Here is a 22,273-nt window from a genome sequence, read left to right as displayed (position 1 = left end):
GCCGGGCGCCCCGGTGCTCGCTGCGACGACGCGTCAGTGCGCGGCGTCGTACGCGGTCTGGATCTCCTGGGAGATCCGACCGCGGTCGTTGACCGTGTAGCCGTTGGCACGGGCCCACTCGCGGACCTCGGTCGCCCGGGCGGAGCCGGACGAGCGGCCGCCGCTGCGGCGGGCCGGGCGGGCCGCGCTCGTGCGGGACGAGACCTTGCGCGCGTTGCCGACCCACGAGGCAAAGGCGTCGCGCAGCTCTTGCGCATTCTTCGTGCTGAGGTCGATCTCGTAGGAGACGCCGTCGAGTGCGAACGTGACGGTCTCGTCGGCCGCACCCCCGTCGAGGTCGTCGACGAGAATTACCTGGACTTTCTGGGCCACTGTGGTTTCCTCACGCTTCACAGGAATTGCTGTCGTCGTCAGGATGCCACCGTGAAAGGCGAGCGTCAATTGAACACGCCGCCACGACGGAACGCGCGGCCGGTTCTCGACGGGCAATTCCTGGACGGCGGTCCATCATTTCGGGACGCCGCCCGACGGCCTTCCCCGGAGATCAGGAGTCGTGCGCGGGCGCGGCATTCCCGCCCGCGGCGGATTCCTGTTCCGCGTCGAGGCGCGCCAGCGCGGCACGCTCGTTGCGGTCGGCGCGCACGATCGCGCGCATCGCCACGTAGAAGAGCACGCCGACGCCGATCGAGGGGATGAGCGCCGCGACGGTGGGCCAGATGTCCATGCTGTCGGTCCTAGGTTCTCGGCCGCGCTACTGCGCGGGCTTCACGAGGGGGAAGAGGATGGTCTCGCGGATGCCGAGACCGGTGAGCGCCATGAGCAGGCGGTCGATGCCCAGGCCCATCCCGCCGGACGGGGGCATCGCGTACTCCATCGCGGTGAGGAAGTCCTCGTCGATGCGCATGGCCTCCTCGTCGCCGGCCGCCGCGAGCAGGGCCTGTGCCTCGAACCGCTGCCGCTGGACCACCGGGTCCACGAGCTCGGAGTACGCCGTCGCGAGCTCGACGCCGCGGACGTAGAGGTCCCACTTCTCGACCTGGCCGCGCACCGTGCGGTGGTCGCGCGTCAGCGGCGAGGTCTCGACCGGGAAGTCCCGGACGAACGTGGGGGCCACCAGGTGGTCGCCCACGAGGTGCTCCCACAGCCCCTCGACGAGCTTTCCGTGATTGACGTTCTTCGGGTCGAACGAGAGCTCGTGCTTGTCCGCGAACGTCCGCAGCGTGTCGACCGACGTCTCGGGGGTGATGTGCTCGCCCAGCGCGTCCGAGAGCGAGTCGTACATCTTCAGCTGCGTCCATTCCCCGCCGAGGTCGTACTCGGTGCCGTCGGCGAGCGTCACGAGCGTCGTACCGAGAGCGTCCTGCGCGGCGCGCTGGACGAGGTTCTGGGTGAGCACGGCCATCGTGTCGTAGTCGCCGTAGGCCTCGTACGCCTCGAGCATCGCGAATTCCGGCGAGTGCGTGGAGTCCACGCCCTCGTTGCGGAAGTTGCGGTTGATCTCGAACACCTTCTCGACGCCGCCGACGGCCGCGCGCTTGAGGAACAGCTCGGGCGCGATACGCAGGAACAGGTCGATGTCGAACGCATTCATGTGCGTCTCGAACTGTCGCGCCGCAGCGCCCTCGGGACGCGTCTGGAGCATCGGGGTCTCGACCTCGACGAAACCGCGCTCCCAGAAGTTCTCCCGGATCGAGCGCACGACGGCGGCGCGCAGACGCACGGTGTCGCGCGCGGCCGGGCGGGCGATGAGGTCGACGTAGCGCTGGCGCACGCGCGCCTCCTCCGAGAGCTCCTTGTGGAGCACCGGGAGCGGGCGCAGCGCCTTCGCGGCGATCTGCCACGCGTCCGCGAAGACGCTCAGCTCGCCGCGACGCGAGCTGATGACGCGACCGTGCGCGAACAGGTGGTCGCCGAGGTCGACGTCGGACTTGAACGCCGCGAGCGACTCCTCCCCGACCACCGCCTGGCTGAGCATGACCTGCAGGCGGTTCCCCTCGCCGTCCTGCAGCGTGGCGAAGCACAGCTTGCCGGTGTTGCGCAGGTACACCACGCGGCCGGCGACGCCGACCTCGTCCTGCGTCTCCTCGCCCGTCTCCAGGTGCTCGTAGGCGGCACGGACCTCGGCGATCGTGGTCGTGCGCGGCACCGAGACGGGGTAGGGCTCGTCGCCGCGCGCGAGGATCCGCTCGCGCTTCTCGCGGCGGACCTGCATCTGCTCGGGCACGTCGTCGACGTGGTCCTCGGGCTCGGGCACGGCAGGAGAGGGGGTTCCGGCGGGGGAGGTCACCCCTGGATTCTACCGACGCTCCCGCGTCGCCGAGGTAGCGCCCCGGTCCAGCGAGGTCGAGGCATCGTCCCGCGAGGTAGAGGCGTGGCCATGACCGGGCCTCCGCCTCGCGGGAGCTGGGATCTACCTCGGCGGGAGGGTGGGGAGGAGGTCGAGCGCGAGGTCGAGGATCGGGGCCGAGTGGGTGAGCGCGCCGACGGACAGGTAGTCGACGCCGGTGCCCGCGACCTCGCGTGCCCGGTCGAGCGTGAGGTTGCCCGTCGCCTCGAGCTCCACCTTCGCCGGGACGCCGTCCCGCCCCTCGCGCGCCCGCACGGCCGCGACCGTGTCGGCGAGGACCGGGGTCGGCATGTTGTCCAGGAGCAGGAAGTCGGCGCCCGCCGACAGCGCCTCGAGCGCCTGCGCGGTGGTGTCGGCCTCGACCTGCACGAGCACGTCCGGGAACGTGCGGCGGATCGCCTCGATCGCGGCGCTCACCGACCCCGCGGCCACGACGTGGTTGTCCTTGACCATCGCGACGTCGTAGAGGCCCATGCGCTTGTTCGTGCCCCCGCCCGCGCGGACGGCGTACTTCTCGAGCGCGCGCAGCCCGGGGGTCGTCTTGCGCGTGTCGAGCACCTGGGCGCCGGTGTCGACGAGCTCGCGCGCCCACGCGCGCGTCGCGGTCGCGACGCCCGACGCGCGGCTCGCGAGGTTGAGCAGCGTGCGCTCCGCCGTGAGCAGCACCTGGACCGGGCCGGTCAGCGCGGCGAGGACGCGGCCGCGGCCCACGGCCTCGCCGTCGGACGCGACGAACGTCACCTCGACGGGCGGCAGGCCGAACCGCTCCGCGACCTGGCGCGTCACCTCCTCGACCACGACGAGGCCCGCGACGACCCCGTCCGCGCGCGCCACGAGGTGCGCGGTCCCGGTGGCCGACGGCGGCACGGTCGCCTGGGTGGTCACGTCGCGCCCGGGCACGGGGCCCAGGTCCTCGTCGAGCGCCCGGGCGACCGTCTCGGCGATCCACGCCGGGTCGAGGCCCGGCTCCACGCGGGACGGGACGGCGGACGGCGCTCCGCCGTCGGCGGGACGGGCGGACACGGGCTCGGCAGGGCTGCTCACGGTCCCCCACGCTATCCGCTCGTGCGGCTGCGGCGTGCCGCTGCCCGGCGGCTCCCGGCCGCCGCCCGCCCACACGGTCGCGCGGGCCCGCCGTCGCGCAGGCACCCGGTCGCGAGGTCGCGGTCGCGAGGTCGCGCGCCGCGGGTCAGCGGACGAGCAGCGTCCCGTCCGCGCCGAGCGAGACGAGCACGCGCCGCTCCCACGCCGGGTCGGTCGTCGGGAAGTCGGTGCGGAAGTGGCCGCCGCGGCTCTCGGTGCGCAGCGCCGCCGCGGCGGTGAGCGCGGTCGCGACCTGGTGCACGTTCGTCGTCTCCCACTCCGCGGCCTGCGGCTGCGCGACGACGTCGCTCGCCTCGTGCGCGTCGGTGCGGACCGCGGCGAGGCGGGTGGCGGCGGCGGCGAGCCCGTCGCCGTCGCGCAGGACGCCCGGGCCCGCGGACGCGATCGACTGGATGCGCGAGCGCGCGGCCGCCGCCACGAGCGCCGACGGCCCCGGACGGTCGACCGGCTCGCCCACCTCGAGCTCGCCCGCGGCCACGCGCTCCGTGATCTGCCGCGCCGCGCGGTGGGCGAAGACCAACCCTTCGAGCAGCGAGTTCGACGCCAGACGGTTCGCGCCGTGCACGCCCGTGCACGCGACCTCGCCGATCGCGTAGAGGCCGTCGACGGTGGAGCGCCCGTGCAGGTCCGTCACGACGCCGCCCGAGTGGTAGTGCTGGGCCGGTGCCACGGGGACGGGCTCCTCGGTCCAGTCGAGCCCGTTCTCGGCGAGCCGCTCGGTGATCGTCGGGAAGCGCGCGCGCAGGAACTCGGCGCCGAGGTGGCGTGCGTCGAGCAGCACGTGGTCCGAGCCGGTCGCGGCCATCTGCCGCACGATCGCGTGCGCGACGACGTCGCGCGGCGCGAGCTCGGCCATGGGGTGCTGCGCGGGCATGAACCGGTGGCCGTCGGTGTCGAGCAGGATCGCGCCCTCGCCGCGCACGGCCTCCGAGATGAGCGGGAGCTGACCCTTCGCGCCGAGGCCGAGCCACAGCACCGTGGGGTGGAACTGCACGAACTCCAGGTCGCCGAGCGTCGCGCCCGCGCGCAGCGCCGCGGCGATGCCGTCGCCCGTGGCCTGCGGCGGGTTGGTCGACGAGCGGAACACCTGCCCCACTCCCCCGGTCGCGAGCACGACGGCGCGCGCGAGGACCGCCCCGACACCGTCGCGCGAGCCCTCGCCGCGCACATGGAGCGTGACGCCGCACGCGCGGGGAGCATGCTCGCCCGAGCCGTCGGTCGTCAGCACGTCGAGGACGAGCGCGTTCTCGATGACCTCGATGCCGGGGTCGCGGCGCACCGCCTCGAGCTGCGCGACGAGCGCCCGCGAGATCTCCGCGCCCGTGGCGTCGCCGCCCGCGTGCGCGATCCGGTCCGCGTGGTGGCCTCCCTCGCGCGTGAGGGCGATGTCGCCGTTGGCCGCCCGGTCGAAGTTCGCGCCCCGGGCGACGAGCTCGCGCACGCGCGCGGGGCCCTCGGTGACGAGCACCTCGACGGCCGTCGGGTCGCACACGCCGGCACCCGCGACGAGCGTGTCCGCGAGGTGCGCCTCGGGCGAGTCCTCGGGGTCGAGCGCGGCGGCGATGCCGCCCTGGGCCCAGACCGTCGACCCGGACGACAGCTCGCCCTTGGTGACGAGCAGCACGTGCGGCACGCGTGTGCGCAGCTCGAGCGCCGCGGTGAGGCCCGCGATGCCCGAGCCGACGACGACGACGTCCGCCGTCGTCGTCCACCCCGGTGCGGGGGCGGCGAGGGACCGGGCGAGGTGGGGCGCGGACGCCCCGCCGGCCCGGGTCACGCGGGGCGCACCGCGGAGGCCACGCCGCCCTCGTCGACCCCGCCACGGAACGGGGCGAACGGCAGGCCGCTCGCCTCGAGGCCGTGGCCCGCGGGCACGAGCCCGGGCTCGTCCGAGAGCTCGACGATGCGGTTCTGCTCGTCCACGAAGACGACGTTCGGCAGGTAGGTGCGCGCGTCGGCGTCGTCGAGCATGCCGTAGGCGATGAGGATGACCACGTCGCCCGGCCGCACGAGGTGCGCGGCGGCGCCGTTGATGCACACCTGGCCCGCGCCGCGCTCGCCGGGGATGACGTACGTCGTCAGGCGCGCGCCGTTGGTGACGTCCACGACGTCGACCTGCTGGCCCGGGTAGAGGTCCGCGGCGTCGAGCAGGTCGGCGTCCACGGTGATCGAGCCGACGTAGTGCAGGTCGGCCTGGGTCACCGTCGCGCGGTGGATCTTGCCGATCATCATGGGTCGCTGCAGCGACGCCGGACGTCGCGGCGGGCTCGACGGGGTCTGCGCGGTCACGCGGTTCCTCCAGGTGCGGGGGCACGGCCTGCGGGGTCCGCCGCCCGGGTCGCGGGCGGCAGGATCTCGACGGCCGTGTTGTCGATGAGACGCGTGGTGCCCACGCGTGCCGCGACCAGGAGGAGCCCGGGGCCGACGGCGCCGGGCGCCAGGTCCTCCACGGTAGCGGGATCGACGAGCACCACGTAATCGACGTCAACGCCGTCGGTGGCCTCCAGGATTCCCCGCGCCGCGGCGAGCACGGACGGTGCGTCCTCCCCCGCGGCCGCGGCGTCCCGCCCGGCGCGCAGCGCGCGGCTCAGCGCGAGCGCGTGCTCGTGCTCGGCCGGGGACAGGTACGCGTTGCGCGACGACCGCGCGAGGCCGTCCGCCTCGCGCACGGTCTCGACGGCCACGACCTCCACGTCGAGGTCGAGGTCGGCGACCATGCGGCGCACCGCGAGGAGCTGCTGCGCGTCCTTCGCCCCGAACACGGCGACGTCCGGTCGCACGAGGTGGAGCAGCTTGAGCACGACCGTGAGCACGCCGTCGAAGTGCCCCGGCCTCGACGCGCCCTCCAGCACCGTCCCGATGCGCCCCGACGTCACCCGGACGATCGGGCCGTCGGCCGAGCCCAGGTCGGGGTAGAGCTCCTCGACGGGCGGTGCGAAGACGACGTCCGCGGCGGTGTCCGGGCCTGCCGCGGCGAGCAGCGCCACGTCGGCCGCGACGTCGCGCGGGTAGCGCTCGTAGTCCTCGCCGGGCCCGAACTGGAGCGGGTTGACGAAGTCCGTCACGACTACCTGGCCGTCGGCGCCCGCCTCCGCGCGCGCGCGGCGCACGAGCTCGAGGTGCCCGGCGTGCAGCGCGCCCATGGTCATGACGACGACGCGGCGCCCGTGCGGGTGCTCGGCGCGCCACGTGTCGAGCGCGGTGCGCAGTGCAGCGCGCGTCGTCACGACGGCCGGGGTCTCGGGTGCGACCGCTCCGGCGTCCGGGCGGGGCTTGCTCGTCATGCTCGTCCTTCGTCGTGCGGGTCCTGCGGGTCGTACCGGTCCTGCGGGTCGCGCGGGTCCCGCGGGTCGAGCGGGGCGGCGTCGAGCGCGTCGAGGAGCTCGCGGGCCGCCCGCTCGCCGAGGCGGCCGCCCGCGAGCGCACGGTGCGTCGCCGCGCGGCTCAGCGCCCGGTACGACGGCGGCACGTCCGCCGCGTCGCTCGTCGCGGCGAGCGCGTCCAGGGCGGCGAGGTGCTCGCGGACGGTGCCGACGTCGCCCCGCGCCACCGGCCCGGTGAGCCCGAGGAGCGCGCCGGCGCCCGCGCCCGTCCCCGACTCGGCGCCCGCGTCGGCGCCGCGCGTCGCGCCGTCGAGGGCGGCCGCGAGGAGCGGCGCGAGCGCGCGCCCCGGCTGGTCGACGCCCGCGGCCTCGAGCGCCTGCGCGGCCTGCGCGACGAGCACGACGAGGTGGTTCGCGCCGTGCGCGAGGGCGGCGTGGTAGAGCCCGCGCGACTCCTCCGCGACGACGACCGGCTCCCCGCCGAGCTCGACGACGAGCGCCTGCCCGATCGGCAGGACCGGGCCGGGAGCGGTGACGGCGAACGTCGTGCCCTCGAGGCGCGCGAGGTCGAGCGACGTGCCGGTGAACGTCATGGCGGGGTGCAGCGCGAGCGGGATCGCGCCCGCGGCGCGCGCCGGGTCGAGGACCGCCGTCCCGTAGCGGCCCGACGTGTGCACGACGATCTGGCCCGGCTGCCACGCCCCGGTGTCGGCGAGGCCGCGGACCAGGGCTGGGAGCGCGTCGTCGGGCACGGCGAGGAGCACGAGCTCGGCGCGCTCCACGACCTGCGGGACCTCGAGGACGGGCACCCCCGCGAGGAGCGTCTCGATGCGGTCGCGCGACGCGTCGGACACGCCGCTCGCGCCCACGACCGCGTGGCCGACGGCACGCAGGGCGCTGCCGAGGACCGCGCCGACACGGCCTGCCCCGACGACGCCGACCCCGAGCCGCCCGGGACGGCGACCACCCTCCGCGGGGCTCACGCGCTCTCCTCGAGCGGGACGTCGTCGCGGCGCATCCAGAGCTCCGGCCCCGCGTGCGCGCGGGCCTCGCGGGCGCGCTCCGCCTGCGTGTCGAGGAGGCGCGCGGCGTCCCGCGCGTCGAGGTGCGACACCCGGGGCGAGACCGGCCCGGGCGTCGAGTGCACGGTGAACGACGCGACGTCGAGCCGGCGCTGCAGCGGCCCCTGCTCGAGCCCGAGCGACTGCGTGCGCTCGTGCGGCACGACGACGAGGGTGCGGAAGACGCGCCCGCCCCGGAGCAGGAGCGCGCGGTCGGTGACGGTGAAGCCGTTGCGCCGCCACGAGAAGAGGTCCAGCAGGCGCGCACGGCGCGGGGACACGACGAAGTGCTGCCCGGTGTCGAGACCGGACAGGCCCTCGTCGAGCAGGCCGCGCGGGTTCGGCGTGCCGAGGTCGGGCAGCACGAGCCACAGGGCCGCGAGCGCCTCGTCGCGCGTGCCGACGGGCAGGAGCACGCTCGTGCTGTCCGTCCCGTCGGTGCTCACGCCGTACCCGGCGACGTTGACGTCGACGCGCCACCAGTCCGGCCCGCGCCAGAACGGTCCCTGCCGCAGCCGCACGGCCTGGACGCGACCGGGCGGGATCGTCTGCGAGCGGGTCTCCAGCAGGCCGTGGCGCAGGCGGATGCCGTCGGGCGAGATGGCGGACCGGAAGCCGAACTCCCCCGTGAACCGGGAGAACAGGAACCCGCCGAAGCCGAGGACGGCGGGCAGCGCGCTGAACAGGATCCCGATCTCGCGCGTGCCGACGACGACGCCCGCGATGCCGAGCACACCGAGGACGAGGCCGACCGTCGCGCCGGACCGCAGGAGCGACGCGACGAGCCGCCCCGGCCCGACGGCGGTCACGGGCTGCTCGGGCGCCTCGGCGACGAAGGACGGCGCGTCCGTCGCGGGGACCGTGACCTCTCCGACCGGCGTGCCGACGGTGCCGGGTGAGCCGGGGACCGCGGTCACAGCCGGGTCGCCGGGCGCCGTCGCGGCGGCCGGGCGCTCGCGCGCGACCCGCAGGCCCGCGGCGCGCGCGAGGAGATCGTTGCGCAGCCGGTTCGCCTCCGCCTCCTTGAGGAAGCCGAGCTTCACGCCCGAGTCCGCTCCCCCGGCGACCTCGAGCTTGAGCTCCGCGAGCCCGAAGAACCGGGCCAGGAGCGGCTGCACGACGTCGACCGCCTGGAGCCGGTCGAGGCGCGCCTTGCGCTGCTGCCGGAACAGCACGCCCGTGCGCAGGTGCACCGACTCGTCGTCGACCGCGTAGCTCGTCATGCGCCACGCGACCGCCGAGTACCCGAGCCCCACGAGGCCCACCACGAGGATGCCGAGGAGGATCATCCACCAGCGGTCGCCCTCGAGGAGGTTCTCCCCCTCGGGCAGCCCGTTGAGCGTCTGCTGGCCGACGACGACCAGGAGCACCGCGATGACCGTCCAGCCCCGCACGAGCGGGGTGACCGGGTGCACCCGGTGCCACACGAGGTCGTCGGTGGCCGGTGCGTCGTTCACAGGCCCGCCAGCCTCGCCTCGCCGCGCGACGCGAGCCGGTCGCGCAGGCGCTCCGCCTCGGCAGGCTCGAGGCCGTCGATCGTCGCGTCGGTCGACGCGGACGCCGTGTGGAGCTGGACCTGGGCGATGCCGAGCTTGCGCGCGAGCGGCCCGGCCTGGACGTCGACGTACTGCATGCGGCCGTAGGGCACGACCACGAGCGTGCGGAACATGATGCCGTGGCGGATCAGGAGGTCGTCGTCACGCTCCGCGTACCCGATCGCGCGGACCTGGCGCGGCACGAGGACGGCCGCCCACAGGCCCAGGAGCGCGAGCACGCCGAGCACGAGCCACTGCCACCAGTGCGGGAAGAGGATCGCGAGCACGACCACGGCGACGGCCGGGACCGCGAGCGTGATGCCCACGGACAGCAGGCGCGCCGTGACGAGCCGCGGCGACACGCGGGTCCACTCGATGCCGGGCGGGTCGAAGGGGCCGGTGCCGCGGGGGTCCTGGTCCCGTGCAGGGTCGGTCATGCGTCGATTCTCCCATCCCGTCCCGGTGCGGACCGGGTCGTGCACACGCCGGGGGAGGCGCGGGCCTCAGGCGGGCGTGCCCGCGCCCGGGGTCTCCGGGTCCTCGCGCGTCACCGAGCCCTCGCGGCTCTCCCGGCCCTCGCCGCGGTCGTCGGGCGGGAGCTGGCAGAACCGCTCGGCCACGAGCCCGACGACGGCCAGCACGACCGCGCACGCGGCGGCCACCCCGGCCGCGAGGGCCCGGCCACGGAACGCCTCGATCGAGAGGTCGGGCAGGGCGGCGAGCACCTGCGCGCCGTACCAGCCCGTCAGGAGCGCGCCCGTGAGCGCGGCCGCCTTCGCGAGGACGAACGTGCGCGCCGCGCGGATCGCGTCGAGCGACGGACGCTTGCCCTGCTGGTACGCGCGCACGGTCCAGCCCGCCCAGAACACCGCCGCCGCGAGCGCGAGGACGGTGACGTCCACGATCCACGGCACCGCCGGCAGGAGCGTGCCGCGGCTCTGGAGCAGGCGCACGACGAACCACCCGCCGACGGCGGTCGCGACCGCCACGAGCAGCAGGGTGCGGACGGAGGTGCGCCGCATCAGCGCTCGTCGTCGCGGCCGCTGCCGGACACCGGCCCGAACGGCGGCCACGGGTCGTTCGCCGGGTGCAGCGCGGGGTCCGCGAGCGGGCCGGGGGCGGACTCCTGCCCGCTGCCCGAGACCGGGGCGAACGGCACCGACCGGATCATCCCGTCACCCGACGACGCGGCGTCGGCGGGCGGCTGCGCGGCTGGGTGCTGCGACGCGGCGGGGTGCTGCGGCGCCGCCGGCACGGGCTCGGGCGCGTGGACCGGCGCGAAGACGGGGTGCGCGGGGGCGCCGTGCTCCGGGGCGCGCACCGCGTTCTGCGCGGGGCGCGGTGCGGTGTCGGGGGCGTCCCCGGCGTGGGGCACCGCCGGCTCGGGGTGCGACGGCGGCCGGTTCGACGGCCCGGGGAACGGGGCGACGGGGACGCCCGCGTCCTCGCGCGGGTCGAACGCGCCGTCGGGGACGATCGGCGGGGCCGCCCCCTCGGGCGCCACGCCCTCCGAGACGGGCGCGAAGACCGGACGAGCCGGGAGCGCCTCGCTCGGGGTCACCGTCTGCGGGAGACCGGCCGGCTGCGGCACGACCGGGGCCTGCGGCGGGGCGACCGGGAGCGCCGTCTCCGGGGCGGGCGGCTGCGGCCGCTCCGCGTGCTGGACGTGCGGCGGCTGCGGCTGCTGCTGCGGCTGCGGCTGCGGCGCAGGCTGCTGCTGCGGGGCCGTGGGCTGCTGCGCCGGGTGCGCCTCGTGCGGCGGCACCGGCTGCGGCACGTGCGGCTGCTGCGGAGCCGGGTGCTGCGGGACCGACGAGCCGTCGGGGGCGGGCACGCCGCCGCCCGGCGTCGCCGGTCCGTCGTACGGGGCGGCGACGGGCCCGGTGTGCGCCTGCTGGTAGGGGTCGCCCACGGGCACGTCGACGGGCACGTCGACCGGCGCAGGCGGCGGCGCGGCGGTGTCCGTGCTGCCCGTGGTCACGGGCACGGCGCCCGTCGGGTCGGGAGCAGGGTCCGTCAGCCAGTCGAGCGCGAGCCACCGGATGCCGCCGCGGTCGGGCGCGGTCGCCGCGAGGGCCGCGACCGGGCCGCCCCCGAGGCCCGGGAGCACCGCGTCCGGGTCGATCTGCGACCACGGCTCGAGCACGAACGCGCGCTCGTGCGCGCGCGGGTGCGGCAGCTCCAGGTCGTCGGCGACGGCCGTCAGCGTGCCGTAGACGATGAGGTCGACGTCGAGCGTGCGGGGACCCCAGCGCTCGTCGCGCACCCGGCCGTGCGCCTGCTCGACCGCCTGGCACGCGTGCAGCAGGTCGCGCGCCGACAGGCGCGTGCGCGCGAGGAGGACGGTGTTGAGGTAGTCCGGCTGGTCGGGGCCGCCCACGGCCTCCGTGCGGGCCAGCGGCGAGACCTCCGTGATCTCGAGGCCGGAGATCCGGTCGAGGTCCGTGATCGCGTCGCGCAGCGTCTGCTGGGCGTCGCCGAGGTTCGCGCCCAGCGCGAGCACGACCTCGACGAACCCGGCGGGCACGTCGTCCATCCGGTCGTGCTCGACGGGCGCGGCCGCCTCCGCGGCGTCGCGCGCCCCGCCGTGGGGCTCGTCGTGCGCCGGGACGGGCTCGGCCGCGGCGCCGTACGGCAGAGGCTCGGCCTCGGGGGCGGCGTGCTCGACGGGCGCGGCGTCGCCAGGGACGGTCTGCTGCTCGCCCGACGGCGCGCCGGGCGCGACCGGCGGCGCGTCGTGGTGCAGCACGTGCTCGGCGGGGCCGGCCGCGGGGACCGACCCCGCGACGAGCTCGTCGTACGACGCCGCCTGCTGCGGGTGCGGTGCCGCGTCGTCGTGCGCGGGCTCGCCGCGGTCGTCGTGCGCAGGCTCCGCGTACGGCGCCTCCCCGTACGGGGCCTCGCCGTCCGGTGCCTCCGCGTGGGTCTGCTGCGCGCCGCGGGCGTCGCCGGGGACGGCGGCGTCCCGGACGGCGGGAGCCTCGCGGGTCGCGTCGAGCGCGTCCTCCGGGGATTCGGCCGCCGTCGCACCGGACTCGGCCGCGGTCCGCGCGTCCTCGACCGGGGCACCGGCCGAGCCCGGGAGGATGCTGGGCGGCATGACCTCGGGCGCGGGGGCGAGCGGGGTCCGGTCGTCGGGCGCGGGCACGTCGCCGACCCCGTGGATGAGCGCGGGAGCGACCGACCCGACCGGGATCGGCCCGACGGGCTGCGCGTCGCGCGACCCCTGCTCCCCGCGGCGCGACAGCGGCGCGACGACGGGGACGACCACGCGGTCGCGACGGATGACGACCTCGACGTCCTCGAACGGGACCGTGATCGGCGCCTGCGGCTTGTGCACCGCGACGTCGACCGCCACGACGTCGTCGTGCGTGAGGATCGTCGCGGCGATGCGCTCGGCGACGGTCTCGACGAGGTCGGCGGGCGACCCGGCGAGTACCGCGACGACGTCCTCGGCGACACCCGCGTAGCTGACCGTCCGGGAGAGGTCGTCCCCGCTCGCGGCGGCGCGCGTGTCCAGGTGGAGCACGACGTCGGCCCGGAAGAGCTGGCCCTGCGCCTTCTCGTGCTCGAAGACGCCGTGGTGGCCCGTCGCGCTCAGGCCCGTGAGGCGGATCCGGTCGAACGGCCGTCCGTCCGCGTCGAGGACCGCTCCTGCGAACGCTGTGGTCACGTCGTGCTCCCGTCCGGTGCTGCGTCGTCGCCCGCCGGGGCGGGTCGTCGTCACCGTGTCTCGTTGCGTGTGTCGTGCTGCGCCGGGCCGCCCGCACCGCGGGGCCCCTCGCCCATCCTGCTAGGTCGTGGGCCGCGCCGTCGAGTCGCTCCCGGCCCTCGGTCCGTCCGCGGGCTCCGCCGCGGTCGCGTCCCCGGGGCGCACGACCTCGTCGCGGGCCCGCCCCCAGGCGGCGGCGACCCGCACGGCGTCGGCGGACGCCCGGACGGCGTGCACCCGCACGCACCACGCGCCCGACGCCGCGGCGAGGGTCGTGACCGCGGCGGTCGCGTCGTCGCGCAGGAGCGGCGGGACGGGCCGCCCGTCGGAGCGCGCGAGGAGGTGCCCGAGGAACCGCTTGCGGGACGCGCCCACGAGGACGGGCAGGCCGAGCGCCTCGAGCTCGCGCAGCCGCGCGAGCAGCGGCCAGTTCGACGACCCGGCCTTCGAGAAGCCGAGACCCGGGTCGAGCACGACCTGCTCGCCCCGCACGCCCGCCGCGAGGAGCGCGTCCACCCGCGCGGCGAGCTCGTCGCGCACGTCCGTGACGACGTCGTCGTAGTCCTCGAGGTCGTCCATGACGTCCGCGTGCCCGCGCCAGTGCATGCAGACGTACGCGACGCCCGTGCGCGCGACGACGTCGGCCATCGCCGGGTCGGCGAGACCGCCGGAGACGTCGTTGACGATCCGGGCGCCCGCGGCCACCGCGCGCTCGGCGACGACCGCGCGCGTCGTGTCGACGCTGACGACCGCGCCCTCGGCCGCGAGCGCGGAGATCACGGGGAGCACGCGCGCGAGCTCCGCCTCGACGGGCACGCGGCCCGCGCCGGGTCGCGTCGACTCCCCGCCCACGTCGAGGATGTCAGCACCCTCGCCCAGCAGCTCGCGCCCGTGGGCGATCGCGGCGTCCGGCTCGAACCACTCGCCGCCGTCGGAGAACGAGTCGGGCGTGACGTTGACGACGCCCATGACGAGCGTGCGGCCGACGTCCGCGAGCTCCTCGAGCCCTGCGACCACGAACCGGTCCACGGGTCTAGCGCCCCAGGATGAGGCTCATCGCCTCGGCACGCGTCGCGCCGTCGCGCATCTGGCCCCGCACGGCCGACGTGACGGTGCGCGCGCCGGGCTTGCGCACGCCGCGCATCGACATGCACAGGTGCTCGCACTCGACGACGACGATCGCACCGCGGGGCTTGAGGTGCTCCACGAGCGCGTCCGCGACCTGGGACGTGAGCCGCTCCTGCACCTGCGGGCGGCGCGCGTACACCTCGACGAGGCGCGCGAGCTTCGACAGGCCCGTGATGCGGCCGTCCACGTTGGGGATGTACCCCACGTGCGCGACGCCGTGGAAGGGCACGAGGTGGTGCTCGCACGTCGAGTACACCTCGATGTCCTTGACGAGCACCATCTCCTCGTGGCCGAGGTCGAAGGTCGTCGTCAGGACGTCCGCGGCCTCCTGGCGCAGGCCCGCGAAGATCTCGCGGTACGCGCGCGCCACGCGAGCCGGCGTCTCGCGCAGACCCTCCCGGTCCGGGTCCTCGCCGACGGCGAGCAGCAGCTCGCGGACGGCGGCCTCCGCGCGGTCCTGGTCGTACGGCGGGACGTCCGCGGGGGCGCGCAGGCCCTCCGCCGACCGGGCCGGCGTGATCGCGCCGGTGCCCGAGGAGGCGCCCGAGGGGTTCCCCATCAGTCCTGCCCCGGCTCGCGCACGTCGGTGACGTCCGTGGTCGTGTCGCGGCCGAGCGCGCGGTCGAGCGGGCTGTCCGCGGGCACCTCGCCGATGCGCTCCGGCGGGAGCTCGTCGTTCGCGGCCGCGGCCTCGTCCTGCGGGATCACGGGCGCGCCGTTCTGCGCCGCCTTCTCGGCGTCGGTGAGCACGGGACCGCGCTGGGAGACGGCCCGCTGCTCGCTCGACAGCCAGACGTCGCGCGGGGCGCGCTTCTCGACGGGGGAGAAGACGCGCGCGAGCTCGGCCTGGTTCAGCGTCTCCTTCTCGAGGAGCTCGAGCACGAGGGCGTCGAGCACGTCGCGGTACTGCGTGAGCACCTCCCACGCCTCGTCGTGCGCCGCCTCGACGAGCTTGCGGACCTCGTGGTCCACCGTGCCCGCGACCGACTCCGAGTAGTCGCGCTGGTGGCCCATGTCGCGGCCGAGGAACGGCTCGCCCGAGCCGGAGCCGAGCTTGATCGCGCCGACGCGCTCGCTCATGCCGTACTCGGTGACCATCTTGCGCGCGATCGCGGTCGCCTTCTCGATGTCGTTCGAGGCGCCCGTCGTCGGGTCGTGGAACACGAGCTCCTCGGCGACGCGGCCGCCCATCGCGTACGCGAGCTGGTCGAGCAGCTCGTTGCGCGTCGTGGAGTACTTGTCCTCGGTCGGCATGACCATCGTGTACCCGAGCGCCCGGCCGCGCGGCAGGATCGTCACCTTGGTGACGGGGTCCGTGTAGCGCATGGCCGCCGCGACGAGGGCGTGGCCGCCCTCGTGGTACGCGGTGATCTTCTGCTCCTTGACGTTCATGACGCGCGTGCGCTTCTGCGGACCGGCGATCACGCGGTCGATCGCCTCGTCGAGCGCCCGGTCGTCGATGAGCTGCGCCCCGCTGCGGGCGGTGAGGAGCGCGGCCTCGTTGAGCACGTTCGCGAGGTCGGCACCGGTGAAGCCGGGCGTGCGGCGCGCGACGGCCGCGAGGTCGATCTCGGGGACGATCGGCTTGCCCGCCGCGTGCACCCGCAGGATCGCCTCGCGACCCTTGAGGTCGGGCGCCTCGACCGCGATCTGACGGTCGAAGCGGCCCGGGCGCAGGAGCGCCGGGTCGAGGATGTCCGGGCGGTTCGTCGCGGCGATGAGGATGACGTTCGTCTTGACGTCGAAGCCGTCCATCTCCACGAGGAGCTGGTTGAGCGTCTGCTCGCGCTCGTCGTGGCCGCCGCCCATGCCGGCGCCGCGGTGGCGGCCGACGGCGTCGATCTCGTCGACGAAGATGATCGCGGGCGAGTTCTCCTTGGCCTGGTTGAACAGGTCGCGGACGCGGCTCGCGCCGACGCCGACGAACATCTCGACGAAGTCCGAGCCGGAGATCGAGTAGAACGGCACGCCCGCCTCGCCGGCGACGGCGCGCGCGAGCAGCGTCTTGCCCGTGCCGGGAGGGCCGTAGAGCAGGACGCCCTTGGGGATCTTGGCGCCGACGGCCTGGAACTTCTCCGAGTCGGAGAGGAACTCCTTGATCTCGTGGAGCTCCTCGACCGCCTCGTCGGCGCCCGCGACGTCCGCGAACGTCACCTGCGGCGTGTCCTTGGAGACGAGCTTGGCGCGCGACTTCCCGAAGCCCATGACGCGCGAGCCGCCGCCCTGCATGCGGGACAGCAGGAACCAGAAGAGCACGCCGATGATGAGGAACGGGATGAGCAGCCCGAGCAGCGAGGACCAGAACGAGGGCTGCGCGACCTCGGAGTTGTACCCGTCCTTCGGCTCCGCGGCGACGACGGCGTCGACGACCGCCTCGCCCTGCGGCTGGACGTAGTAGAACTCGACGTTCTTGCCCTTGTTCTCCTCGGTGTCCGTGCCCTCGTCGACGACGTAGTCCTCGGACAGCGTGAGACGCACGCGCTGGTCGCCGTCCACGATGAGCGCCTGCTCGACCGTGTCGCCCGAGAGCAGCTCGAGGCCCGCGGACGTGTCGATGCGCTGGACCGTGGGGCGCGACAACGTCGCGAACGCGATCCACAGGATCACGAGGCCCAGGACGATCCAGACGATCGGCCCACTGAGAATCTTCTTGATGTTCATCGGCGACGGGGCGTGCGCCCCGGATCCCTCCGCTCGCGCAAGTGTTCGGGCTCGAAACTACACTCTGGACCTTGACGCCTGCTGGGGATCTTCCCTCTGTTCGCCCAGGGCGTGGTCCGTGCTCCCTGAGCAGCTCCCTGGGCGGCCCGCGCGGGCGCCTCGCCCGCCGCGGCCCGGCTCAGCTCGAGTAGACGTGCGGCGCGAGCGTCCCGACGAACGGCAGGTTGCGGTACTTCTCCGCGTAGTCGAGGCCGTAGCCCACGACGAACTCGTTGGGGATGTCGAAGCCGACGTAGCGCACGTCGACCTCCGTCTTCGCGGCGTCGGGCTTGCGCAGCATCGCCGCGATCTCGACCGACGCCGGCCCGCGCGAGCGGAGGTTCGACAGCAGCCACGAGAGCGTGAGGCCCGAGTCGATGATGTCCTCGACGATGAGCACGTTGCGGCCGGTGAGGTCGGCGTCGAGGTCCTTGAGGATGCGCACGACGCCCGACGACTTGGTGCCCGAGCCGTACGACGACACCGCCATCCAGTCCATCTCGACGTGGCTGTGCAGGCGGCGCGCCAGGTCCGCCATGACCATGACGGCGCCCTTGAGCACGCCGACGAGCAGGAGGTCCTTGCCCGCGTAGTCACGGTCGATCTGCGCGGCGATCTCGTCGAGCCGCGCACCGAGCTGGTCCTCGGTGAGCAGGATGTTCTCGAGGTCGCCTGCGACGTCCGATGCTTCCACGGGGGTCACTCCTGAGCTGGGGGGAGGTGGGGGGTGCCGGCCCGGCGCGTTGGTCCGGGGCCCAGGGAAAGCCTGCCACACGCGCGCGACGCCCTGCGGTCGCCCGGGAGGTGCACCGGCCCCTGGCCGCGCCACGCGGTGACGAGCGCGTCGAGCGCGTCGACGTGGACGGCGAAGAGGTCGCTCCCCGGGCACCCCGCCCGCAGCGCCGCCGAACGCAGCGCACGACGCCGCAGCGCCGGGTGCGCGGCGGCGAGCGGCTCGACGTCGAGCACGACCGTCGCGCCGGGCGTCGCTCCCCCGCCGGGGCGGGAGTCCCCGTCGAGGCCGGGGTCAGCGCCGCGGCCGGGGTCAGCACCGCGGCCGGGGTCAGCACCGCGGCCGGGGTCAGCACCGCGGCCGGGGTCAGCACCGCGGCCGGGGTCAGCACCGCGGCCGGGGTCAGCACCGGGTGGGACGAGCGCCGCCGCGAGGAGGTCCGCCGCGAGCGCGTCGAGGAGGTCGGCGTCGTCGCGCAGGAGGTCGGCGCTGCGCGCGAGCGCGGGCACCGCGCCCGGGCCGAGGACCTCGACGAGCGTCGGCACGACCCGCCCGCGCACCTGCGAGCGCAGCGGCGCGCCCGTGTTCGTGGGGTCGTCCCACCAGTCGAGCCCGAGCGTGCGGCACACCGCCTCGGTCTGCGTGCGCCGCAGGGCGAGGAAGGGGCGCCGGTACGCACCGCGCCGCGGCGCCATGCCCGCGAGCGAGCGCGCGCCCGCCCCGCGGGCGAGGCCGAGGAGCACCGTCTCGGCCTGGTCGTCGAGCGTGTGCCCCAGGAGCACCGCGGCGGCCCGGTGGGCCGCCGCGGCGTCGTCGAGCGCGGCGTACCGGGCCGTCCGGGCGTGGGCCTCCGGTCCGTCGCCCGCCGTCGGGACGACGACGCGGCGCACCTCCACCGGGTCGAGCCCGAGGTCGCGGCAGCGCGCGGCGGCGGCCGCCGCGACGGCGGCGCTGCCGTCCTGGAGCCCGTGGTCGACGACGACGGCGCCCGCCCGCAGCCCGAGGCGCGGCGCCACGAACGCCGTGGCGGCCGCGAGCGCCGTCGAGTCCGCGCCGCCGGAGCAGGCGACGAGCACCGTCGCCCCCGGGGGCAGGTCGGCGAGCGCGCCGCGCACGGCGTGGCGCGCGGCGGCGACGACCGGCGCCGGCCCGCCCACGGCTCAGCCGTGCACGCGGCGCACCCAGGCGCGCGCGTCGGCGATCTCGCGGGCCGTGGGCAGGTTCTCCGGCGACGCCCAGACGGCGTTGAAGCCGTCGCGCCCGACCTCCTTCTCGACGGCGCGGACGAACGCGGCCCCGTCGCGGTACTGGGCGATCTTGGCGTCCATGCCGAGCAGGCGCCGCAGCACGACGTCGAGGCCGGAGCTGCCCTCGCCGTCGCGCCGCGCGTCGAACTTGCGGCGGATGCTGCGCACCGTGCGCACGGTGCGGGGCCCGACGGCGTCCATCGCGACGTCCGCGTGCCCCTCCAGGAGCGCCATGACGGCCGTGACGTCGGCGAGCCGGTCCTGCTCCTCGGGCGTGAGGAGGCCGTCGAGGAGGGTCGTGCCCTCGCCGCGCACCGCGTGCAGGACGGCGCGCCCCACCGCGACGAGCTTGTCGCGCAGACGGGCCTCGGCGAGGCGCCGGGACGACGCGGAGAGCTCGGTGAGCAGGTCACCGGCGCGCGTGCGCAGGTGGTCCGCGAGCCACGGCGCGGCGGCGAACTGGAGGGCGTGCGTCTGCTCGTGGAGGCACACCCAGAGGCGGAAGTCGGCGGGCCGCAGGTCGAGCGCGCGCTCGACCTGGAGCACGTTGGGCGCGACGAGCACGAGCCGGCCGGGGCCGGCCCCTGCCGCCGCCTGCCCGCTGTACGGGTCGAACTGGCCGAGGACCCGGCTCGAGAGGACCGCGAGGACCGACCCCACCTGCGCGGCGCCGACGAGGGCCGTCGCCTGCGGCACGCGACCGCTCTCCCCCACGAGCGCCTCGGTGACGCCCGTGGTGAGCGACGCCATGATCTCGGTGTTGGCGCGCGCCCAGCGCGGCCGGTCCACGACGTGCACCGTGCCCAGCGTCTGCGGGGTCCCCGCGACGGGCGTCATGCGGGTCACGTCGAGCACGTGCGGGACGGCCTCGCCCGCTGCGGTGCGCAGCCCTTCGACGAGGTCGGCCAGCTCGGCGCGCGACGCCTGCGGCCCCGGGCGCGCGAGGCGCCCGGCGATCTGCGCGGCGGCGGACCAGTCGACGACCGACCGGTCGCCGCGCGACGGGCCGTGGGGACGGCCGCCCTGCTCGACGAGAGTCACCGGCCCACGGTAACCCGCTCGTCGCGAGGTGGGCGGGGTCCGCGAGGTCGAGGGCGGGCGGGCTCGACGCACGGCACCTGAACCGGGAGCGCACCCCCGGCCGTGGCGCGGCCCGTCAAGCGGTGCAGCCGCACTCCGCGAGCGACGCCACGAAGTCGTCGAGGATCAGGCGCGCGCCGTAGGTGCCGCCGTCGGGGACGGCGTCGGCCATGAGGGAGAACACGAGGAGGCGGTCGTCGGCGGTGACGACCGTCCCGGCGAGCGACGTGACGTTCGGCAGGCTGCCGGTCTTCGCGCGCACGACGCCGCGGCCTGCGTTGGCGAGGTAGCGCTCGTCGAGCGTCCCGGACAGCCCCGCGACGGGCAGGCCCACCGCGCCGGGCCGCAGCCGCGGCTGCGCGGGGTCGGCCAGGAGGCCCACCACCTCGTCGAGCTGCGCGGGCGTGACGACGGAGCCGTCGCCGAGCCCGGACAGGTCGGCGAGCGTCGCGCCCGTGAGGTCGACGCCGAGGCCCTCGACCGCCGCCCGCACGGCCTGCGTCGCGCCGGCCCCCGATCCGGGCAGGCCCGCCTCGAGCGCGACGACCCGGCCGACGACCTCGGTGATCGTGTTGTCCGAGTGCTGGAGCAGGTACGCGACGACGTCGCCGAGCGGAGCGGACTCCACCTCGCCCACCGTGCGCCCCTCGCTCGGCGCCGGGGCCCGCACGACGTCCCCGGAGACGGTCACGCCCTCCTGCGCGAGCGCGGCCACGAACGCGTCGGCCGCGGCGAGGGCCGGGTCCTCGGCGCGCGGCGCGTACTCCTCGTCGGTGAGGCGCGCGATGTTCACCGCGAGCGCGGCGACGGGCGCGACGTAGCCGTTGCGCACGCTGGCCGGGTCGACGGTCGGCGCGACGGCAGGCCCGGTGAACAGCGTGTCGTCGAGGCGCAGCGAGACCGTCGTGCGGCCCGTCAGCCGCAGCTCGCCCGCGACCTGCGCGGCCAGGTCGCCGAGCCCGGCCCGGCCGTTGACCGCCGTCGGGTCCCCGGCGCCGGCCGCGAGCATCATGTCGCCCCCGCCCACGAGGTACACCGTCTCCTGGCCCTCGAGCACGGCACGGGTGGGCAGCGTGGTGTGCGCTCCCGGCGCGGTGAGCGCCGCCGCGGCGGTGAACGTCTTGAGGGTCGACGCCGGGACGTGCCCGACGTTCTCGCCGCTGGAGCCCAGCACGTCGCCGGTCATCGCGTCGGTCACGAGGACGCCGACGCGCGGGCCGAGCCGCGTGTCCGCGACGAGCCCGTCCACGAGGGCCTGCACCGCGCCGGTCGCGGGGACCGGCGCCGCGTCGTCGAGCGCCGGCAGCTCCACCTCGAGCGGCGGGGCGGCGACGGCGCCCGGAGCCTGCGGGAACGGCGGCGGCTCGGGGACGGGCGGCTCGAGCGTCAGCACCCCCGGGACGACGTCGTAGGCGTCGGCCGCGGCGTACCCGCCCGCGAGCGCGAGCACCACGCCGACGGCCACGCCCGTGCGCGTCGCCCAGCCCATACCTCTCCCTCGGTCCGCCCCGGCCGCCGGGGCGCGTCGTCCGTCCGCCCGTCCCGACCGGTCGCCGGTCGTCCGACCCGGCACCGGGGCCGCGGGCACGTGCGCATTATCACTCACGGCGTCGCCCGCCCAGGGCCGTACGGACTCTTGTGGGCGGACGTCCCGTGTCACACTAGTTCCCGCACGACGGCGTCGTCCGTCGATCATCCGACACCAGCCACCGCCCGAGCGCCGCGGTGCCGGTACGACTGGAGGAAGCAGTGGAGTTCGACGTCACGATCGAGATCCCCAAGGGGCAGCGCAACAAGTACGAGGTGGACCACGCGACCGGTCGCATCCGCCTCGACCGCATGCTCTTCACCTCGACCCGCTACCCCGACGACTACGGGTTCATCGAGGGGACGCTCGGCGAGGACGGCGACCCGCTGGACGCCCTCGTGCTGCTCGAGGAGCCCACGTTCCCGGGCTGCCTGATCCGCTGCCGCGCGCTCGGCATGTTCCGCATGCGTGACGAGGCCGGCGGCGACGACAAGGTGCTGTGCGTCCCGACGGGCGACCAGCGTGCCGCGTGGCGCCAGGACATCGACGACGTGTCCGACTTCCACCGCCTGGAGATCCAGCACTTCTTCGAGGTCTACAAGGACCTCGAGCCCGGCAAGTCCGTCGAGGGCGCCCACTGGGTCGGCCGCGCCGACGCCGAGGCCGAGATCGAGCGCTCCCTGCAGCGCGCCATCGACTCCGGGTACCACACGCCGGGCCACTGACCGGCTCGTCCTCCCGCACGACGGCGGCCGCCCACCTCGCGAGGTGGGCG

Annotated in this window: 20 protein-coding genes; 1 reads left to right on the top strand and 19 read right to left on the bottom strand. The window is 75.8% G+C overall.

Features of this window, described 5'->3' with window-relative positions; genetic code table 11:
- Positions 1–33 precede the first annotated feature (33 nt).
- From AC3WT4_RS19650 to dacB, 19 genes are all read right to left on the bottom strand, one after another.
- Positions 34–372 carry a histone-like nucleoid-structuring protein Lsr2 gene (locus tag AC3WT4_RS19650; protein ID WP_108049515.1) on the bottom strand — a complete coding sequence of 113 codons (339 nt, stop codon included), beginning with the start codon at positions 370–372 and terminating at the stop codon, positions 34–36.
- Positions 373–544: 172 nt separating this feature from the next.
- On the bottom strand, positions 545–724 hold the full coding sequence (locus AC3WT4_RS19645) for a hypothetical protein (RefSeq protein WP_175009017.1): 180 nt from the start codon (positions 722–724) through the stop codon (positions 545–547).
- A gap of 27 nt (positions 725–751) precedes the next feature.
- Entirely contained in the window at positions 752–2,287 is a 1,536-nt protein-coding gene (gene lysS, locus AC3WT4_RS19640; RefSeq protein WP_492316276.1) for a lysine--tRNA ligase, read from the bottom strand.
- 123 nt (positions 2,288–2,410) lie between these two features.
- The gene (gene nadC, locus AC3WT4_RS19635) at positions 2,411–3,370 is read right to left on the bottom strand and encodes a carboxylating nicotinate-nucleotide diphosphorylase (RefSeq protein WP_492316281.1); all 960 of its coding nucleotides are present in this window, start codon (positions 3,368–3,370) and stop codon (positions 2,411–2,413) included.
- A 166-nt stretch (positions 3,371–3,536) separates the two neighbouring features.
- Positions 3,537–5,228, bottom strand: a complete 1,692-nt coding sequence (locus tag AC3WT4_RS19630; protein WP_492316275.1) for an L-aspartate oxidase — start codon at positions 5,226–5,228, stop codon at positions 3,537–3,539.
- Positions 5,225–5,683, bottom strand: a complete 459-nt coding sequence (gene panD / locus AC3WT4_RS19625; protein ID WP_074808587.1) for an aspartate 1-decarboxylase — start codon at positions 5,681–5,683, stop codon at positions 5,225–5,227. The genes AC3WT4_RS19630 and panD overlap by 4 nt, the downstream gene beginning before the upstream one ends.
- Before the next feature lie 53 nt (positions 5,684–5,736).
- Entirely contained in the window at positions 5,737–6,735 is a 999-nt protein-coding gene (gene panC, locus AC3WT4_RS19620; RefSeq protein WP_492316274.1) for a pantoate--beta-alanine ligase, read from the bottom strand.
- On the bottom strand, positions 6,732–7,757 hold the full coding sequence (locus tag AC3WT4_RS19615; RefSeq protein WP_492316273.1) for a Rossmann-like and DUF2520 domain-containing protein: 1,026 nt from the start codon (positions 7,755–7,757) through the stop codon (positions 6,732–6,734). Before AC3WT4_RS19615 ends, panC begins: the two co-directional genes overlap by 4 nt.
- Entirely contained in the window at positions 7,754–9,292 is a 1,539-nt protein-coding gene (locus tag AC3WT4_RS19610) for a PH domain-containing protein (protein ID WP_492316272.1), read from the bottom strand. Before AC3WT4_RS19610 ends, AC3WT4_RS19615 begins: the two co-directional genes overlap by 4 nt.
- Entirely contained in the window at positions 9,289–9,807 is a 519-nt protein-coding gene (locus AC3WT4_RS19605; RefSeq protein WP_043660504.1) for a PH domain-containing protein, read from the bottom strand. Before AC3WT4_RS19605 ends, AC3WT4_RS19610 begins: the two co-directional genes overlap by 4 nt.
- A 66-nt stretch (positions 9,808–9,873) precedes the next feature.
- A complete protein-coding gene (locus tag AC3WT4_RS19600; RefSeq protein ID WP_492316271.1) occupies positions 9,874–10,392 on the bottom strand; it encodes a DUF3180 domain-containing protein in 519 nt (172 codons plus the stop codon).
- Entirely contained in the window at positions 10,392–13,043 is a 2,652-nt protein-coding gene (gene folK, locus AC3WT4_RS19595) for a 2-amino-4-hydroxy-6-hydroxymethyldihydropteridine diphosphokinase (RefSeq protein WP_492316270.1), read from the bottom strand. The genes AC3WT4_RS19600 and folK overlap by 1 nt, the downstream gene beginning before the upstream one ends.
- Before the next feature lie 120 nt (positions 13,044–13,163).
- Positions 13,164–14,051, bottom strand: a complete 888-nt coding sequence (gene folP, locus AC3WT4_RS19590; RefSeq protein ID WP_492316280.1) for a dihydropteroate synthase — start codon at positions 14,049–14,051, stop codon at positions 13,164–13,166.
- Between the two features lie 64 nt (positions 14,052–14,115).
- Positions 14,116–14,769, bottom strand: a complete 654-nt coding sequence (folE, locus tag AC3WT4_RS19585; RefSeq protein ID WP_492316269.1) for a GTP cyclohydrolase I FolE — start codon at positions 14,767–14,769, stop codon at positions 14,116–14,118.
- Entirely contained in the window at positions 14,769–16,871 is a 2,103-nt protein-coding gene (gene ftsH / locus AC3WT4_RS19580) for an ATP-dependent zinc metalloprotease FtsH (protein WP_074808291.1), read from the bottom strand. The genes folE and ftsH overlap by 1 nt, the downstream gene beginning before the upstream one ends.
- 178 nt (positions 16,872–17,049) lie before the next feature.
- On the bottom strand, positions 17,050–17,604 hold the full coding sequence (gene hpt, locus AC3WT4_RS19575) for a hypoxanthine phosphoribosyltransferase (RefSeq protein ID WP_021479810.1): 555 nt from the start codon (positions 17,602–17,604) through the stop codon (positions 17,050–17,052).
- A 5-nt stretch (positions 17,605–17,609) separates the two neighbouring features.
- Positions 17,610–18,800 (bottom strand): tRNA lysidine(34) synthetase TilS, encoded by a 1,191-nt coding sequence (gene tilS, locus AC3WT4_RS19570; protein WP_492316268.1) that lies wholly within the window; start codon positions 18,798–18,800, stop codon positions 17,610–17,612.
- Between the two features lie 3 nt (positions 18,801–18,803).
- Positions 18,804–19,931, bottom strand: a complete 1,128-nt coding sequence (locus AC3WT4_RS19565; RefSeq protein WP_492316267.1) for a zinc-dependent metalloprotease — start codon at positions 19,929–19,931, stop codon at positions 18,804–18,806.
- A gap of 115 nt (positions 19,932–20,046) precedes the next feature.
- Positions 20,047–21,459, bottom strand: a complete 1,413-nt coding sequence (dacB, locus tag AC3WT4_RS19560; RefSeq protein WP_492316266.1) for a D-alanyl-D-alanine carboxypeptidase/D-alanyl-D-alanine endopeptidase — start codon at positions 21,457–21,459, stop codon at positions 20,047–20,049.
- Between the two features lie 260 nt (positions 21,460–21,719).
- Between dacB and AC3WT4_RS19555 the strand changes: the two genes are divergently transcribed.
- The gene (locus tag AC3WT4_RS19555) at positions 21,720–22,223 is read left to right on the top strand and encodes an inorganic diphosphatase (protein WP_034655165.1); all 504 of its coding nucleotides are present in this window, start codon (positions 21,720–21,722) and stop codon (positions 22,221–22,223) included.
- Positions 22,224–22,273 lie beyond the last annotated feature (50 nt).

This window comes from Cellulosimicrobium sp. EB106-03-01-XG111, from assembly GCF_058792115.1.
This window is presented reverse-complemented; position numbering and strand designations above follow the sequence as displayed.

What these genes read in the sequence shown, in the direction of transcription:
- dacB (WP_492316266.1), bottom strand. Translation starts at nt 21,459, where the DNA reads ATGGGCTGGGCGACGCGCACGGGCGTGGCCGTCGGCGTGGTGCTCGCG.
- ftsH (WP_074808291.1), bottom strand. Translation starts at nt 16,871, where the DNA reads ATGAACATCAAGAAGATTCTCAGTGGGCCGATCGTCTGGATCGTCCTG.
- AC3WT4_RS19645 (WP_175009017.1), bottom strand. Translation starts at nt 724, where the DNA reads ATGGACATCTGGCCCACCGTCGCGGCGCTCATCCCCTCGATCGGCGTC.
- panD (WP_074808587.1), bottom strand. Translation starts at nt 5,683, where the DNA reads ATGATGATCGGCAAGATCCACCGCGCGACGGTGACCCAGGCCGACCTG.
- folE (WP_492316269.1), bottom strand. Translation starts at nt 14,769, where the DNA reads ATGGGGAACCCCTCGGGCGCCTCCTCGGGCACCGGCGCGATCACGCCG.
- folP (WP_492316280.1), bottom strand. Translation starts at nt 14,051, where the DNA reads ATGGGCGTCGTCAACGTCACGCCCGACTCGTTCTCCGACGGCGGCGAG.
- AC3WT4_RS19600 (WP_492316271.1), bottom strand. Translation starts at nt 10,392, where the DNA reads ATGCGGCGCACCTCCGTCCGCACCCTGCTGCTCGTGGCGGTCGCGACC.
- panC (WP_492316274.1), bottom strand. Translation starts at nt 6,735, where the DNA reads ATGACGAGCAAGCCCCGCCCGGACGCCGGAGCGGTCGCACCCGAGACC.
- AC3WT4_RS19605 (WP_043660504.1), bottom strand. Translation starts at nt 9,807, where the DNA reads ATGACCGACCCTGCACGGGACCAGGACCCCCGCGGCACCGGCCCCTTC.